12 protein-coding genes are annotated in these 15,203 nt (G+C 69.3%); 10 read left to right on the top strand and 2 right to left on the bottom strand.

The window, feature by feature from the left end; translation table 11 throughout:
• Positions 1-596: 596 nt before the first annotated feature.
• The 8 genes from petA (at position 597) to HNR00_RS14900 (ending at position 8,768) form a co-directional block, all read left to right on the top strand.
• The gene (gene petA, locus HNR00_RS14935) at positions 597-1,145 is read left to right on the top strand and encodes a ubiquinol-cytochrome c reductase iron-sulfur subunit (protein WP_183570643.1); all 549 of its coding nucleotides are present in this window, start codon (positions 597-599) and stop codon (positions 1,143-1,145) included.
• 34 nt (positions 1,146-1,179) lie between these two features.
• A complete protein-coding gene (locus HNR00_RS14930; RefSeq protein ID WP_183570641.1) occupies positions 1,180-2,472 on the top strand; it encodes a cytochrome b in 1,293 nt (430 codons plus the stop codon).
• Positions 2,473-2,492: 20 nt separating this feature from the next.
• Positions 2,493-3,386, top strand: a complete 894-nt coding sequence (locus tag HNR00_RS14925) for a cytochrome c1 (RefSeq protein WP_183570639.1) — start codon at positions 2,493-2,495, stop codon at positions 3,384-3,386.
• A 372-nt stretch (positions 3,387-3,758) separates the two neighbouring features.
• Complete coding sequence (locus HNR00_RS14920; RefSeq protein ID WP_183570637.1) at positions 3,759-4,634, top strand: S-methyl-5'-thioadenosine phosphorylase; 876 nt, start codon at positions 3,759-3,761, stop codon at positions 4,632-4,634.
• A gap of 527 nt (positions 4,635-5,161) precedes the next feature.
• Positions 5,162-6,301 carry a transglycosylase SLT domain-containing protein gene (locus HNR00_RS14915; RefSeq protein ID WP_183570635.1) on the top strand — a complete coding sequence of 380 codons (1,140 nt, stop codon included), beginning with the start codon at positions 5,162-5,164 and terminating at the stop codon, positions 6,299-6,301.
• A 200-nt stretch (positions 6,302-6,501) separates the two neighbouring features.
• Positions 6,502-7,023 (top strand): response regulator, encoded by a 522-nt coding sequence (locus HNR00_RS14910; protein WP_183570633.1) that lies wholly within the window; start codon positions 6,502-6,504, stop codon positions 7,021-7,023.
• A gap of 133 nt (positions 7,024-7,156) precedes the next feature.
• Entirely contained in the window at positions 7,157-7,963 is an 807-nt protein-coding gene (locus tag HNR00_RS14905; RefSeq protein WP_183570631.1) for a transglutaminase-like domain-containing protein, read from the top strand.
• A gap of 139 nt (positions 7,964-8,102) precedes the next feature.
• Positions 8,103-8,768, top strand: a complete 666-nt coding sequence (locus HNR00_RS14900; RefSeq protein WP_183570629.1) for a L,D-transpeptidase — start codon at positions 8,103-8,105, stop codon at positions 8,766-8,768.
• A 192-nt stretch (positions 8,769-8,960) separates the two neighbouring features.
• Here the strand turns inward: HNR00_RS14900 and HNR00_RS14895 are convergent, their stop codons facing one another.
• Both HNR00_RS14895 and HNR00_RS14890 read right to left on the bottom strand, forming a co-directional pair.
• A complete protein-coding gene (locus HNR00_RS14895) occupies positions 8,961-9,281 on the bottom strand; it encodes a hypothetical protein (RefSeq protein WP_183570627.1) in 321 nt (106 codons plus the stop codon).
• A 282-nt stretch (positions 9,282-9,563) separates the two neighbouring features.
• The gene (locus HNR00_RS14890; protein ID WP_183570625.1) at positions 9,564-10,049 is read right to left on the bottom strand and encodes a phasin; all 486 of its coding nucleotides are present in this window, start codon (positions 10,047-10,049) and stop codon (positions 9,564-9,566) included.
• Positions 10,050-10,335: 286 nt separating this feature from the next.
• Here HNR00_RS14890 and HNR00_RS14885 point away from each other — a divergent pair, with 286 nt between their 5' ends.
• Both HNR00_RS14885 and acs read left to right on the top strand, forming a co-directional pair.
• Complete coding sequence (locus HNR00_RS14885) at positions 10,336-12,900, top strand: ATP-binding protein (RefSeq protein WP_183570623.1); 2,565 nt, start codon at positions 10,336-10,338, stop codon at positions 12,898-12,900.
• Between the two features lie 251 nt (positions 12,901-13,151).
• Positions 13,152-15,104, top strand: a complete 1,953-nt coding sequence (gene acs, locus HNR00_RS14880; RefSeq protein ID WP_183570621.1) for an acetate--CoA ligase — start codon at positions 13,152-13,154, stop codon at positions 15,102-15,104.
• The last annotated feature ends 99 nt before the right edge of the window (positions 15,105-15,203 follow it).

The following is a 15,203-nucleotide window of genomic DNA, read 5'->3' as shown; positions in this document are numbered from 1 at the left end:
CTCACCGCCCTGCGGGCGTGAGGGCACGCGGCACCTCGCACCCCGTCATAATCCGCGCCGAAACACCCAACCGCGTTCTCACACAGCCTCGGTGGCCACCCGGACCAGGCACCCCGCGGCTGCGGGGCGGCCTCTTCCTAGCAGAGTGCCAACAGACAATTCCGGGGCGCCGAAGGCGAGGCCGGAATCCACCCGTGATGCGACATCCTGCAACTCGCTGCGGCCAGTCGTGGATTCCGGGTTCGCCTGCGGCGCCCCGGAATGACGGCGGAGAATCAGGAAGGCCAATCAGTGCCGCACAGCTCGCCGACATGACTTTCCCACCCTGTAGCGCCATGACGATCCCGGGGGATCCTCGTCGCGGCGCACAAAGCGTGAAGCGCGACAGTCTGGACACGTTCGCATCTGGCATGTCAGAGAGCGCGTCGGGTGAAAGGCGGCAATCCGGTGACCGCGGGTCGCATTGATTGCCGCCGCGCGATGGTGTCTGCCATTGCGACGATTCAAATTTGAAAGCTTCCAGGGTCGTGCGCGGTGTCTCCTCCGCAGCCCGGCATGAGAGGCTTCGGCGCTGCCATCGACGGGAGAGTTGCACCTTGGCGGACGAAGGACCTCAGGGCACCAAGCGCGATTTCCTGTTTCTCGCGACCGGTGCAGGCTTGGCCGTGGGCGCCGGCGCGGTGGCATGGCCCTTCGTGGCCTCCATGGCGCCCGATGCCGCCACCGTCGCGGCGGGCGCGCCGCTCGATGTCGATCTCACCCCGATCCAGGACGGCCAGATCGTCAACGTGTTCTGGCGCGGCAAGCTGATCTTCGTGCGCAAGCTCACGGAGAAGGAGGTCACGGACATGAAGGCCGTGCCCCTCAACCAGATGATCGACCCCGCCCCCTTCGCCGACCGGGTGAAGGCCGGCCACGACCAGTGGCTCGTGGCCTACGGCAACTGCACCCATCTGGGCTGCGTGCCGATCGGCCATTCGGGCAATTTCGAGGGCTGGGCCTGCCCCTGCCACGGCTCGCAGTTCGACGCCGTCGGCCGCGTGCGCCGCGGCCCCGCGCCGACCAACCTGCCGCTGCCCCCCTACGTCTTCGCGAGCGACACCAAGCTCACGATCGGCGAAGAGGGCGGCAAGGCCGTCGCGTAACGATCAGGACACGAGAAGCCGGAGCGGCCATCCGATGAGCAGCGCACACGCGACCTCGACCTACGTCCCGAAGAGCCGCGTCGCGAAGTGGTTCGAGTCCCGCCTGCCGATCGTCGGCTTGGTGCACTCGTCCTTCGTGGCCTTCCCGGTTCCGCGGAACCTCAACTACTTCTACACCTTCGGCGCGATCCTGATCGCGTTCCTCGGCATCCAGATCATCACCGGCGTCTGGCTGGCGATGCACTACGATCCGAACGCCAGCAACGCGTTCGAGAGCGTCGAGCACATCATGCGCGACGTGAACTACGGCTGGCTGCTGCGCTACGCGCACGCCAACGGCGCGTCGATGTTCTTCGTGGCGGTCTACGTCCACATCTTCCGCAACCTCTATTACGGGTCCTACAAGGCCCCGCGCGAGGTGCTCTACCTGCTCGGCGTCATCATCTACCTCCTGATGATGGCCACGGCCTTCCTCGGCTACACCCTGCCGTGGGGCCAGATGAGCTTCTGGGGCGCCACCGTCATCACCAACATCCTGGCGGCGATCCCGATCGTCGGCGACACGATCCAGAGCCTGCTCTGGGGCGGCTACTCGGTCGGCAACCCGACGATCAACCGCTTCTTCTCGCTGCACTTCCTGCTGCCGTGGATGATCGCGGGCGTCGTCGTCCTGCACGTCTGGGCGCTGCACGTCACGGGTCAGAACAACCCGGCCGGCATCCCGATCAAGTCGAGCAAGGACGCGGTCCCCTTCACCCCCTACGCGACCATCAAGGACGTGTTCGCCGTGGTGGTGTTCATGATCCTGTTCGCGTGGTTCATCTTCTACCAGCCGAATTATCTCGGCCACGCTGACAACTACGTCCCGGCCAACCCGTCGGTGACGCCGGCCCACATCGTGCCCGAATGGTACTTCCTGCCGTTCTACGCGATCCTGCGGGCCGTGCCGGACAAGCTCGGCGGCGTGATCCTGATGTTCGGCGCGGTTCTGATCCTGGCCTTCGCGCCCTGGCTCGATACCTCGCGGGTCCGCTCCTGCAACTACCGGCCGGTCTACCGGGTGTTCTTCTGGGTCTTCACCGCCAACGCCATCATCCTCGGCTGGCTCGGCGCCAAGCCCCCGGAGGGCGGGTACGTGATCGCCTCGCAGATCTGCACCTTCTACTACTTCGCCCACTTCCTGATCGTGATGCCGCTGGTCGGCCTGTTCGAAACGCCGGACCGTCTGCCGGGCTCGATCCTCGAGACCGTGACCGGACCGGGCAAGCAGGTCGGCGCATCAGGCATGCCCGCGGGCGCGGCGGCCGAACCGGCCAGGCGCGCTTAAGCGGATCGAGGAGACACGGTATGCGCATCGCCCTCCTCGCCGCCGCGGGCCTTCTCGCGGCGGTCCTCGGCTCCACCGGCGCCTGCGCCGACGACGGCCACGCCCCGAACCCGCCCCGCGAGAAGTGGAGCTTCGCCGGGATGTTCGGCCGGTTCGATCAGGCGCAGCTCCAGCGCGGCTTCCAGGTCTACAAGGAAGTCTGCGCCAACTGCCATTCGATGAAGCTCGTCGCCTTCCGTAACCTCTCCGAGGAGGGTGGCCCTGGCTTCAGCGCGGCGCAGGTCAAGGCGCTGGCCGAGACCTACAGCGTCAAGGAGCTGGACGATTCCGGCTCCGAGAAGGAGCGTCCGGCGCGCCCCGCCGACCGCTTCCCGCCGCCCTTCCCGAACGACAAGGCGGCGGCTGCCGCCAACGGCGGCAAGGCGCCGCCGGATTTCTCGGTGCTCGCCAAGGCCCGCACCTACGAGCGCGGCTTCCCGTGGTTCGTCTTCGACGCGCTGCCCTTCACCGGCTACTCGGAGCAGGGCGTCGATTACATCCACGCGTTGCTGACCGGCTATGAGGATGCCCCGAAGGGCTTCGAGATGCCGGGCAGCGGCTACTACAACAAGTACTATCCCGGCCACGTCATCGCGATGCCGAACCCACTGAGCGAGGGCCAGATCACCTATCCGAAGAACGACAAGGGCGAGCCCGTCGTGCCGGAGACGGTGGAGCAGTACTCGCACGACGTCGCGGCCTTCATGGCCTGGGCGGCCGAGCCGCACATGATGGCCCGCAAGGCGCTGGGCCTGCGCGTGATCCTGTTTCTGATCGTGCTGGCCGGCCTGCTCTACTACGTGAAGAAGCAGGTCTGGAAGAAGGTCGGCGGCGAGGTCCACGGCCTCCAGCCGGAGCTGCACAAGACCTACTGACGGGTTCGTCCCGCAGCGTCTCGAACCTCACGAACGGGCCCCTCGCGGGCCCGTTTGCTTGCCGGCGCCCCGGTGGTTAAGAGGTTTTCGCGAAGGCCGCTCGGCCGCCGGGAGGGCGGGTGGGCGGACGCTTCGAAAGGATACGGGCCGGCCCCGCGCGCGAGACGCGTGTCGTGCGACCGCCCGGCCCGCCTTCGCCGTCCTCGACGGCATCGGGCCCTGAGGCCCATCAGAAAAATGGTCCGGGGCGGCTCCGTCACCGGACAGGCGTCACGACAAGGCGACATCGTGAGCGGACCCGCGCGCAGAATGCGGCCGCTCGGCTGCGCGGAGCGGCGCAGGGACCCGACACAGCACAAGGGAAAGATCCGCATGACGGCAGCGATACTCGGCGTGATCGGCGGCTCGGGCGTCTACGACCTGCCCGGCCTGGAGGATGTCCGCGAGGAGGCCATCGCCTCCCCCTGGGGCGAGCCGTCCGACGCGCTGCGCATCGGCCGCATCGGCGAGACCAAAGTGGTGTTCCTGGCCCGCCACGGGCGCGGGCACCGGCTCTCGCCGTCGGGCATCAACTACCGCGCCAACATCGACGCGATGAAGCGGGCGGGTGTCACCGACATCGTCTCGCTCTCGGCCTGCGGCTCGTTCCGCAACGAGCTGCATCCCGGCCTGTTCGTGCTGGTCGATCAGTTCATCGACCGCACGGTGTCGCGCGAGACCTCGTTCTTCGGCAACGGCTGCGTCGCGCACGTGCCCTTCGCCCATCCGGTCGGCCCGGCTCTGCAGAGGCGCATCGCGGCGGCAGCGGAGGCCGAGGGCATCACGGTCCACAAGGGCGGCACCTATGTCTGCATGGAGGGGCCTCAGTTCTCGTCGCTGGCCGAATCGAAGTCCTACAAGGCGGCCAATTACGACGTGATCGGCATGACCAACCTGCCGGAGGCCAAGCTCGCCCGCGAGGCCGAGATCACCTACGCGACCATCGCCATGGTGACCGACTTCGATTGCTGGCACCCGAACCACGACAGCGTCGACGTCGCCTCGGTGATCGCGGTGGCCCGCGCCAACGCCGCCCGCGCGGCGCAACTCGTCGCCCGCGTCGCCCGCGACTTCCCCACCGAGCGTGAGGACTGCCCGGCCGGTTCCCATCGGGCGCTCGACGGCGCCATCATGACGGCGCCCTCGCACCGCGATCCGGAACTGGTGGCGAAGCTCGATGCGGTGGCGGGCCGCGTGCTCGGCGGCTGATCGCCTCGTTCGTCCGCCCTCGACCGGCCCGCGCATCCCCTCTCCCCGCCATGCGGGGAGAGGGTCGCGACGACCTCGTCGTCGTCGCGACAAGGCGGCAGCCGAGGTGTGAGGGGGCGGTTCCGTAGAAGCCTCATCCTGAGTCGCCCCCTCACCGCCGCTCCGCTTCCTGCATGGACGACAAGGTCCATGCAGGCCTCTCCCCGCGTGCGGGGAGAGGGGGGGAGCGGTTGACCCCGAAGTGATTGTCCGGTGACCGCTGCCTCATCAAAGTCGGCGCTCGTCCTCACCCCGTGTCGCGCCGGACACGCCCAAGCACCGATTTCACGCCGCCCTGCCGCGCCGCCGATCCAGAACCCTGTGGACGTTTCCGGGGAAAAACGGCCAAACGGCTGAGCTTGCCCGCAAATCGCCCCGCGCTGCCTTGGGGATGCCACAACCTCGGCCGTGTTTGCGCCACAAGCGGAGGCGTAACTGTTGCCCACACGCCGCTGACGGCACCGACCACAGGACAGGTGACGAGACAGATGCAGGGCCGCACGATCGGATCGCCGCGCACCACCCGTGACACCCGCAAGGCCGGGCGCACCTCCTCCGACGTCATCTCCGTCGCCGCCCGTCCGGGCCGCGACCACGGCAGCCGCCCCGCGCTCCTGCGCTCCGTCCTCTCGATGACGCTGCTCGCCGGAGGCCTGAGCGCGATCCTGCTCAACGCCGGCACCGATCTCGGCCGGGCCGAGGCCTCGACCAAGGCGGCCGAGCTGACGATGCCGAAGCCCCGCGTCCACGCGGTGCTGCAATCGGTCTCCGCCGAGGCGCCGGTCCCGTCCGTGGTCGCGGCGTCGTCGAGCTTCCGCGCGGTGGACGGGCTCGATTCCGACCTCACCGCCGGCACGGTGGATCGGGTCTCCTACGACTTCCTGCTGTCGCAGACCTCGACCGGCGATCCGAACGACATCCTCGAATTCGGGCCGATGCGGATCCGCCGCCATATCGTGCAGACGATCGTCAAGGCGGCCCAGGCCGTCGAGACCGATCCGGTGCTGCTGATGGCGGTGGCCGACAAGGAATCGAGCTTCATCACCGCGGTCCAGGCCAAGACCTCCTCGGCGACCGGCCTGTACCAGTTCATCGAGCGCACCTGGCTCGGCGTGATCCGCGATTTCGGCCCGAAATACGGCTATGCCCAGGACGCCGCCCTGGTGGTGCCGGACGGCAACGACCGCCCGAGCGTGCAGGACCAGGCCGAGCGTGCCCGCATCCTCGACATGCGCCGCGATCCCTACCTCTCGGCCCTGATGGCCGGCGAGATGCTCAAGCGCGACGCCGCCCGCATCGCCCTCAAGATCGGCCGCGAGCTGACGCTCGGCGAGGTCTACCTCGCCCACTTCCTCGGGGCGGACGACGCCGAGGACTTCCTCTCGCAGGTCGTCGACAAGCCGGGCGCCGCCGCCGCGGCGCTGCTGCCCGGCCCGGCACGGGCCAACCGCTCGATCTTCTTCGCCGGAACCACCGGCCGCGGCCGCCATCGCAAGCCGGCGAGCCTCTCGGTGGCGCAGGTGCACCAGAAATTCGAAGCGATGATGAGCACCCGCGGCGACCGCTACCGCGACGTCCGCAGCGTCGCCGGCCTGCTCCTCACCGCCGACGCCGACGCGGTACAATAACCCAGAGGCCGCCCGCCGCGCGGCACGCCATGCGACTTTCGAAATTCATCCTTCGACGCAACCGGCAAGCATCCGCCCGCTTTGATGTGATGTGCGGCTGATCGCAGCCGCCCCACGCGAGAGGAGGGTTTTCGAACTTGAAAGGTCCGTTTGGAGATCGGTCGTACGCGAGGCGGGGCGATGACCCGCTCCTGCCGGGCATGAAGCTCGACCAGATCGGGCAGGCGCTCGCCTCCTGCTACGACAACCTCGTGGCGGAAGGGATGCCCGATGCGTTGGCCGCTCTGGTGCGACGGGTCGATCGCGCCGAGCGCGAGGCTCGCGCAAAAGCGCAGGCGCCGGCCTCCCGCATCGCCCTCGTGGTCGAGGACGAGGACGAGACCCGCGACCTCGCCGAGAGCGTGCTGGAAGAGACCGACCTGCACGTGGTCGGCTGCGCCAGCGCCGAGCAGGCGCTCACCTATCTGCTGGAGCATGGCGGCGAGGTGGCCCTGGTCTTCGCCGACATTCGGCTGGCCGGCGACATGGACGGGGTGCAACTCGCCCGCGCCATCGCCACGCTCTGGCCCTGCACCCGGCTCGTCGTCACCTCCGGCGTCGATCCCGAGCCGGGCGACGCCCTGCCCGAGGGCGCCGTGTTCATCCCCAAGCCCTGGCGCGCCTTCGACGTGCTGGTCGAGGCCGAGCGCGCCACCCGCGATCGGACGCCGCCGGTCGCTTGAGCATCGGCCCGAACGGTGGAAGCCGGCCTTCGGAAAGAGCCGATGCGGCACGAGAACTGAAGCTTCGGGCGCGCCTCTTGCAGGCCCTTCTCCCGGTCGGCCAGAGCCGGGCAGCAGGAGGTGAACCGAATCCATGAAGATCAGGACGGGCTTCGACATCACCTTCGAGTCGGTTCAGCCGACGCCGATGATCCTGATGCTCAACCTCCACCCGTCGCGGGTCCCCGATCTCGTCACGCCCGAGACCGTCACCTTCGATCCGCCGGTGCCCGTCCACCGCTACGCGGACGGCTTCGACAACATCTGCACCCGCATCCTCGCGCCGGCCGGGCGCCTGACCATCGCGGCCGACTTCATCGTCGCCGATTCCGGCCTGCCGGACCCGGTGGTGCCGACCGCGGGACAGGCGGAGGTGCAAAACCTGCCCGACGACATCCTCGTCTTCCTGATGGGCAGCCGATACTGCGACACAGACCGGCTGTCGGCCACCGCCTGGGAGCTGTTCGGTCAGACGCCGCCCGGCTGGGCGCGGGTGCAGGCGATCGTCGATTACGTCCACGCCCGCATCCGCTTCGATTACATGCGCGCCGACGCCACGCGCACGGCCCATGACGGCCATACCCAGCAGGTCGGCGTCTGCCGCGACTTCGCGCATCTCGCCATCGCGCTGTGCCGCTGCATGAACATCCCGGCGCGCTACTGCACCGGCTATCTCGGCGATATCGGCGTGCCGCGCGTGCCCGACCCGATGGATTTCTCGGCGTGGTTCGAGGCCTATCTCGACGGCCGATGGCACACCTTCGACGCCCGCCACAACCGGCCGCGAATCGGCCGCATCGTCATGGCGCGGGGGCGCGACGCGACGGACTGCGCCCTCACCACCAATTTCGGTTTTCAGCAGCTTGTGAACTTCGGGGTCCACACCGACGAAGTCGCCTGAACCGCGCTACGCCTCTCACCGTCAAGCTCCCTGTGCCCCATCGCACACTCGGCCTGTGCAAAATCTGCGATTCGCCTGGAACCCGAAAGCCACAGTCACGCTTTAAATGGCAAAGGTTACTGCACAGGTAGGCCATCCCATGAAGACCTTGGCATCTGTCTTCGCCGGCGCTGTCGGCATGTGTGTTCTGGCCGTCGGCGCGGCCCACGCCTCGCCGTACGATCCCTTCGGCTCCGAGAGCGACGAGACCTACGCCGAGCAGTCACAGGGCGGCTGGCCGGTCTACGATCCCTACGGCAGCCAGCGCGGTTCGGCCGCGCAAGGCAGCTACGCTTACGGCTCGGCCGAGGCTCAGGCCCAGGTCGCCCGCATCCCGCGCGAGGTCGTGGCCTATGACGGCCGCTACGCCCCGGGCACCATCGTGGTCTCCACGGCCGAGCGGCGCCTCTATTTCGTCCTCGGCAACAGCCAGGCCCTGCGCTACGGCGTCGGCGTCGGCCGTCCGGGCTTCACCTGGAGCGGCGTGAACAAGATCACCGCCAAGCGGGAGTGGCCGAGCTGGACCCCGCCCGCCGCGATGATCGCCCGCCGCCCCGACCTGCCGCGCTACATGGCCGGCGGCGTCGAGAATCCGCTCGGCGCGCGCGCGATGTATATCGGCCGCTCGGAATACCGCATCCACGGCTCCAACGAGCCGGACACGATCGGGCAGGCGGTGTCCTCGGGCTGCATCCGCATGACCAACGAGGACGTCACCGACCTCTATTCCCGCGTGAAGGTCGGCGCGACCGTCATCGTGAACTGATCGGTCGACCATCGATCGAGACCGAGCGATGGTGCCGTGTGTCCGGGCGCGAAGAGCGCCCCGCGCCGCGGCCACGGCACCGCCGAGGCGTCTGGGGAAGCGAGGAGCCGGAGGTCGCGGACGCGACCGCCGGCGCTTGAGGCCAGCATAAAGAAGCCGCGTCGGAGGATGCTCCGGCGCGGCTTCTTTCGTTCAGGGAGAGACGCGCCCGACGGCGGTCTGCGGCCCATTCAGGAACGAGATCGGCATGTCGCAGAAGCAGCGCGCGCCGAGCGGGCGCGGGCCGGGCAGCGGGCAGGAATAGGGCTGGTTGCCCGAGATGCCGCTCTGCACCGCGTCGCAGTTCAGGCCCATCGGCCGGGGCGGGAGGCGGCCGTAATCGGGCTCGCGGTAGACGCGGCGCGGCGGGGGACGATCGTAGCCGTCGTCGTCGTACTGCGCGTGGGCGGGGGCGAGGCTGCCGGCCGCGACGAAAGCCAGGGCGGCGAGACCGAGGCGACGGACGGAACGCATGGGTCGGACACTCCGATGGGGCGCGCCGCGGCGGATCGCAGAGGGCGCGTCGCTGAGGCCGACGTCTGTGCCGCTCCCCGGCGGCGAAAAAGCGGCGCGGCACGTCCCCAACGAAAAACGGCCCGCGCCGGGGGCGCGGGCCGTCGAACAGGCCGGAGCATGGTCCTGGATATCGGGTCCAAGACCATGCTCCGGAATCTTGTGTCGCATCGCCCCGAAAGCCGGGTTCCACCTCTCGGGCCGATGCTCAGGGGCTTGAAAAGCCCCCGACCGTCCGAAACATCACTGGTGGTTGTTGGTGGCCTTCTGGACGTCGGACGTGTTCTCGCGGGCGGTCTCGACGCCCTGCTCGTAGGCAGCTCGGGCCTCGCTGGCGCCCTGCTGCATCGCGCTCTTGGCGTTCTCGGCGCTCTGCTGGAACGCGCTCTGGGCGAGACCGCCGAACTCCTTGGCCTGGGCCTGGATCGCGGCGAACTGCGAGCGCACGTACTCGGCCTGGTGCTGCATCGCCTCCTGCACGTCGCGCGAGCGGACGAGCTTCTGGGCGAGGTCGAAGGCCGCGTTCACGTTCTGCTCGGCGAACTCGAAGCCGCGGGTCGACAGGTTGGAGGCGTTGGTGCGGGCGAGATCGGTGGAACCCTGCACCGTGTCGGCGGTGCGGCGGGCGGCGCCGATGAAGGAGTCGAACGCCTTGCGGGCCTGCTCGACGCTCTTCTCGGCGAAGTCGCGCATCTCGGTCGGGACTTCGTAATTCGGGACGTTGCTCATGGGGGGCTCCTCTCTGGTGATTCGGCGCTCTTGCGCGTTGTGCACTGCAACATAGCGCGGGAGTGGCACTTTTGCCAGCCCCGAGCGGTCAATTAGGGTTACCAGTTGATAAACGTGTGTCGGTCGGCACCCGTGTCTATGTCCGACGCGCGTTAAGTTGCACAAGCCATCGTGAGCCGGTCCGTGGGTCATTCGCCCGCGAGGCTCTCGCTGCGCTGCCGCGATCGAGTTGCGGTGTCCGGAGCTCCGGACATCCTGAGGTGAGGCCTTCTTGACCAGGGTTCGGATGTCGGACCGCGCCGTTCAGGTTTCCGCCTCGCAGGGCGAAGAGGTGCTCCGCCGGGCGATCGAGCGCTGGCGGGACGACGCTATGACGGCGCATGTCGCCCGCGAGGGCGCCGCGCTGCTCGTGCTCGATGCGGATGCGGAGCGCCTTCTGCACGCCGCCGGATCGGCCGCTTCCTACGGTGTCGGCATCGCGGGCGCGGACGGCACCGTGATGCCGGCTCTGCGCCTGTCCGAGCAGATCCGCCGGATCGGCATGGTCGGGGCGCGCCCGCGCATGGTGCGCCTGCGCCTCGATCCTCGCGGGGTAGCCCCGCCGACCGTCGTCCTCGTCGCCCGCGCCGCGCTCGACGCGGAACGCGCGGCGTTGCTGCTCGCCCCGCTGGGACCGCTGCCGCTGCTGCGACCGACCGAACCGGTCTCCGATCCCGCCGCGCCGGACGCATCCGAGGCTGCGGCCGCCGAAGATGGCGCCACGAGCGGCGCGCCGGTGCCGGTTCGGAGCGATGGTGCGGCGCCCGGCCCGGACGCCGCGCGGGTCTCGGCCGAGCCGGTCTCGCCCCCCGAGCCGGCCGGACGGCCCGCCCGCTTCGTCTGGCGCAGCGACGGGGAGGGTGTCCTCACCCACGTCTCGGCGACCCATCCCGATCTCGCCGCGGTGATCGCGGGCCGGGCCTGGGCCGACCTCGCCGCCGACGGAATCGTCGAGGGCGCCGCGCTCGAGGCCCTGCTGCGCCCGCGGAAGGACACGTTCCGCGCCCTGCCGCTCCTCGTGCGGGGCCGCGCCTTCGAGCACGAGATCGAGGTGTCCGGCGCGCCGATGGGAAGGCCGGGACAGGCGGGGATAGGCCTCGGCGGGTTCGCGCTCCTGAAGGCCCGCCATCCGCGCCCCGAGGACGAGACGGCGCCGCCCGATCTCGATCTGGTCCGCGCCCCGCCGGAGGCATCCTCGCTCTCGGTCAACGAGCACGCCGCCTTCCGCGAGGTCGCGCGCCTGCTCGGCCTGCGCTTCGCCCCCGACGACGCGGCCGGGACCGGCGACGCGCCCGATCCCGAGCGGATCGAAGGCCCGACCGGTGGCTCGGTGACCCCGTTCCCGACCGCGCCGGCCCGCGCCGCCGAGGAAGTCCGGACCCGCGCGGCGCTCGCCGAGCTGCTGGAGCGCCTGCCCGCTGGCGTGCTGGTCTATCGCGACGACGCGGTGCTGTTTGCCAGCCGCGCCTTCCTGACCCTCGCCGGCTACCCGGATCAGGCGTCGTTGAGCGCGGCGGGCCTGCGCCACCTGTTCCGCGGCCTCGCGCCGGGGGAGCGGGGCGGGCACGCGCCCGTTCCGTTCGGCAAGGCCGACGGCGACACCGTGGTGCTGGCGGTCGACCATGCCCGACTCGACTGGGACGGGGCGCCGGCCGAACTCTGCCTCGCCCGCGCCGTGGAGGCCGAGCCCGCCTCGCCTCCGGTGCCGCCCAACGACGCGCGGCTGCGGGCGGAACAGGTGCTCGACAGCCTGGAGGAGGCGGTCGTCACCCTCGACGCGGAAGGACGCGTCGTCGGCCTCAATCCGAGCGCGGCCGAACTCGTCCACGCTCACCCGAAGGAGATCGTCGGCGGGCGCTTCGCCGACCTGTTCGCCCCCGAGAGCCTGCCGGCTCTGGAGGCCGCCGTCACCGATTCCCGCCGCTCCGGCGCGAGCGAGCTCCTCGGCGTCACGCCCCGCTCGGGCGCCGTGGCGCTGCGCCTGCGCATCGCCCGCCTGTTCGGCGAGGATGCGCCCGGCTACTGCGCCTCCTTGCGGGAGATCCGCGAGGATGAGGCGGCCCCCACCCTGCCGCCGGCCACGATCCCCGCCGCCCCGCCGCCGGTCGCGGCGGCGGACGAGGACGCGGCGGGCGCCTGGAAGGCCCGCGCGCTCGCCCGCGTCGGCCGCGAGATCCGCCCGTCGCTGACCGCGATCCTCTCGCTCACCGACATGATGCTCTCGGACCGGTTCGACCGGGCCGATGCCGAGCGGCTGGAGGCCTACCTGCGCGAGGTGCGCCTCTCCGGCGGCCGCATCGCCGCCATCCTCGACGATCTGCGCGATCTGGCCGCGATCCAGGCCGGGCGCCAGCTCACCTTCACCCGGGTCGGGCTCAACGACCTCGTCTCCGGCTGCATCGGCGCGATTCAGGCCCAGGCGGCGCGCGACCGCATCGTGGTCCGCACCAGCCTCGGACCGGACCTTCCGGCCTTCCTCGCCGACGAGCGCTCGATCCGACAGGCGGCGCTCACTGTGATCGGCAACGCCATCCGGGTCACGGAAGCGGGCGGGCAGGTTATCGTCTCGACCACCCTCGCCGACCGCGGCGAGGTGGCCTTGCGGGTGCGCGACACCGGCCCCGGCATGTCGCCGGAGGCGGTGACGAGCGCCCTCGAACCGTTCCGCGAGGGAGGGGACGCCGCGACCGAGGGCGGCGGCTTCGGCCTGACGCTCACCAAGGCCCTGGTCGAGGCCAATCGCGGCCGTTTCCGCATCGGCAGCCGCAAGGACGAGGGCACCCTCGTCGAGATGATTTTTCCCGCCGCCTGATTCTCAGCCCCTGGCCGGAGGCCGGCTCCGATCCATTTGAGAAACAAGCGCTTCGTACCCTGAGGGGCACCCCGATGCGCCAACGGGTCGTGCCTAAGAGGATTTTGTGCAATTCAATTGCGCAAAATGTCCATACTCGACCTTTTGGTGCTTGCCGCCCCTCTTCACATGCGCTTAAGAACTTTTCCGGAAGCCCCGGCTGCGTGCACCGGCACGATACGATCGGGCACCGTTCAGGGAAGAGAAACGACATGAGCGAGAAGGTCATCGACGTTCAGGACGCGTGGCGTGAGCGGGCCCTGATCGACGACGCCAAGTACCAGGAGATGTACGCGGCGTCGGTCTCGGACCCCGAGACGTTCTGGGCCGAACACGGCAAGCGGATCGACTGGTCGACGCCCTTCAGCAAGGTCAAGGACACCAGCTTCGAGCCCGGCAACATCTCGATCAAGTGGTTCGAGGACGGCAAGACCAACGTCGCCGTGAACTGCATCGATCGCCATCTGGACAAGCGCGGCGACCAGACCGCGATCATCTGGGAAGGCGACGACCCGAACGAATCCAAGCACATCACCTACCGCGAACTCCACGCGGAAGTCTGCCGGATGGCCAACGTCCTGCGCAACCGCGGCGTCGGCAAGGGTGACCGCGTCACGCTCTACCTGCCGATGATCCCCGAGGCCGCCTACGCCATGCTGGCCTGCGCCCGGCTCGGCGCGATCCACGCGATCGTCTTCGGCGGCTTCTCGCCGGATTCGCTGGCGAGCCGCATCAACGGCTGCGGCTCCAAGGTCGTCATCACGGCCGACGAGGGCCTGCGCGGCGGGCGCAAGGTGCCGCTCAAGGCGAACGTGGACGAGGCGATCAAGCGCGTCGAGAAGGATCTCGTCGAGCACGTCATCGTGGTGAAGCGCACCGGCGGCGACGTGGCGATGGAGCCCGGCCGCGACGTCTACTACCACGAGGCCGCCGAACAGGTGACCGACGAGTGCCCGGCCGAGGCCGTCGAGGCCGAGCATCCGCTCTTCATCCTCTACACCTCCGGCTCGACCGGCCAGCCGAAGGGCGTGGTGCACACCACCGGCGGCTACCTCGTCTACGCCTCCATGACCCACCAATACGTGTTCGACTACCACGACGGCGACGTCTACTGGTGCACCGCGGACGTGGGCTGGGTCACGGGCCACAGCTACATCGTCTACGGCCCGCTCGCGAACGGCGCGACCACGCTGATGTTCGAGGGCATTCCGACCTACCCTTCGAATTCCCGCTTCTGGGAAGTCGTGGACAAACACAACGTCAACATCTTCTACACCGCGCCGACCGCGATCCGCTCGCTGATGGGCGGCGGCGAGGGCCCGGTGAAGAAGACCTCGCGCCAATCCCTTCGCGTGCTGGGCTCGGTCGGCGAGCCGATCAACCCGGAGGCCTGGGACTGGTACTACAACGTCGTCGGCGACAAGCGCTGCTCCATCGTCGACACGTGGTGGCAGACCGAGACCGGCGGCATCCTGATCACCCCGCTGCCCGGCGCGACCAAGCTCAAGCCCGGCTCGGCGACGCGGCCCTTCTTCGGCGTGCAGCCGGTGATGGTCGACGCGGAGGGCAAGGAACTCGAGGGCAAGTGCGAGGGCAACCTCTGCATCAAGGATTCGTGGCCCGGCCAGATGCGCACGGTCTACGGCGACCACGAGCGCTTCGAACAGACCTACTTCTCGACCTACAAGAACCTCTACTTCACCGGTGACGGCGCGCGGCGCGACGACGACGGCTATTACTGGATCACCGGCCGCGTGGACGACGTCATCAACGTCTCGGGCCACCGCATGGGCACGGCCGAGGTGGAATCCTCGCTCGTCGCACACCCGAAGGTGTCGGAAGCCGCGGTGGTCGGCTACCCGCACAACGTCAAGGGTCAGGGCATCTACGCCTACGTCACCCTCAACGACGGTGAGGAAGGCGACGACGGCTTGCGCAAGGAACTCGTGACCTGGGTCCGCAAGGATATCGGCCCGATCGCCTCGCCGGACCTGATCCAGTTCGCGCCGGGCCTGCCCAAGACCCGCTCGGGCAAGATCATGCGCCGCATCCTGCGCAAGATCGCCGAGGACGATTTCGGCTCGCTCGGCGACACCTCGACGCTCGCCGAACCGGCGGTGGTCGACGACCTGATCGAGAACCGCCAGAACCGCGCCAAGGCCTGAACCGCGACGCTCTCTCCTCCCCCTTGCGGGGAGGAGCCGGAGGCGGGGGTGGTTCAGGGGGAACCCCGGCGGTGCCTTCTGCGCGACCCCCACCCCTAC

This window comes from Methylorubrum rhodinum (genome assembly GCF_014199935.1).
GTDB lineage: Bacteria > Pseudomonadota > Alphaproteobacteria > Rhizobiales > Beijerinckiaceae > Methylobacterium > Methylobacterium rhodinum.
Note: the sequence above shows the minus strand (reverse complement) of the source record. Positions and strands in the feature narration are given on the sequence as shown.

What these genes read in the sequence shown, in the direction of transcription:
- HNR00_RS14895 (WP_183570627.1), bottom strand. Translation starts at nt 9,281, where the DNA reads ATGCGTTCCGTCCGTCGCCTCGGTCTCGCCGCCCTGGCTTTCGTCGCG.
- HNR00_RS14915 (WP_183570635.1), top strand. Translation starts at nt 5,162, where the DNA reads ATGCAGGGCCGCACGATCGGATCGCCGCGCACCACCCGTGACACCCGC.
- HNR00_RS14885 (WP_183570623.1), top strand. Translation starts at nt 10,336, where the DNA reads ATGTCGGACCGCGCCGTTCAGGTTTCCGCCTCGCAGGGCGAAGAGGTG.
- acs (WP_183570621.1), top strand. Translation starts at nt 13,152, where the DNA reads ATGAGCGAGAAGGTCATCGACGTTCAGGACGCGTGGCGTGAGCGGGCC.
- HNR00_RS14920 (WP_183570637.1), top strand. Translation starts at nt 3,759, where the DNA reads ATGACGGCAGCGATACTCGGCGTGATCGGCGGCTCGGGCGTCTACGAC.
- HNR00_RS14910 (WP_183570633.1), top strand. Translation starts at nt 6,502, where the DNA reads ATGAAGCTCGACCAGATCGGGCAGGCGCTCGCCTCCTGCTACGACAAC.
- HNR00_RS14925 (WP_183570639.1), top strand. Translation starts at nt 2,493, where the DNA reads ATGCGCATCGCCCTCCTCGCCGCCGCGGGCCTTCTCGCGGCGGTCCTC.
- HNR00_RS14930 (WP_183570641.1), top strand. Translation starts at nt 1,180, where the DNA reads ATGAGCAGCGCACACGCGACCTCGACCTACGTCCCGAAGAGCCGCGTC.
- HNR00_RS14905 (WP_183570631.1), top strand. Translation starts at nt 7,157, where the DNA reads ATGAAGATCAGGACGGGCTTCGACATCACCTTCGAGTCGGTTCAGCCG.
- HNR00_RS14890 (WP_183570625.1), bottom strand. Translation starts at nt 10,049, where the DNA reads ATGAGCAACGTCCCGAATTACGAAGTCCCGACCGAGATGCGCGACTTC.
- HNR00_RS14900 (WP_183570629.1), top strand. Translation starts at nt 8,103, where the DNA reads ATGAAGACCTTGGCATCTGTCTTCGCCGGCGCTGTCGGCATGTGTGTT.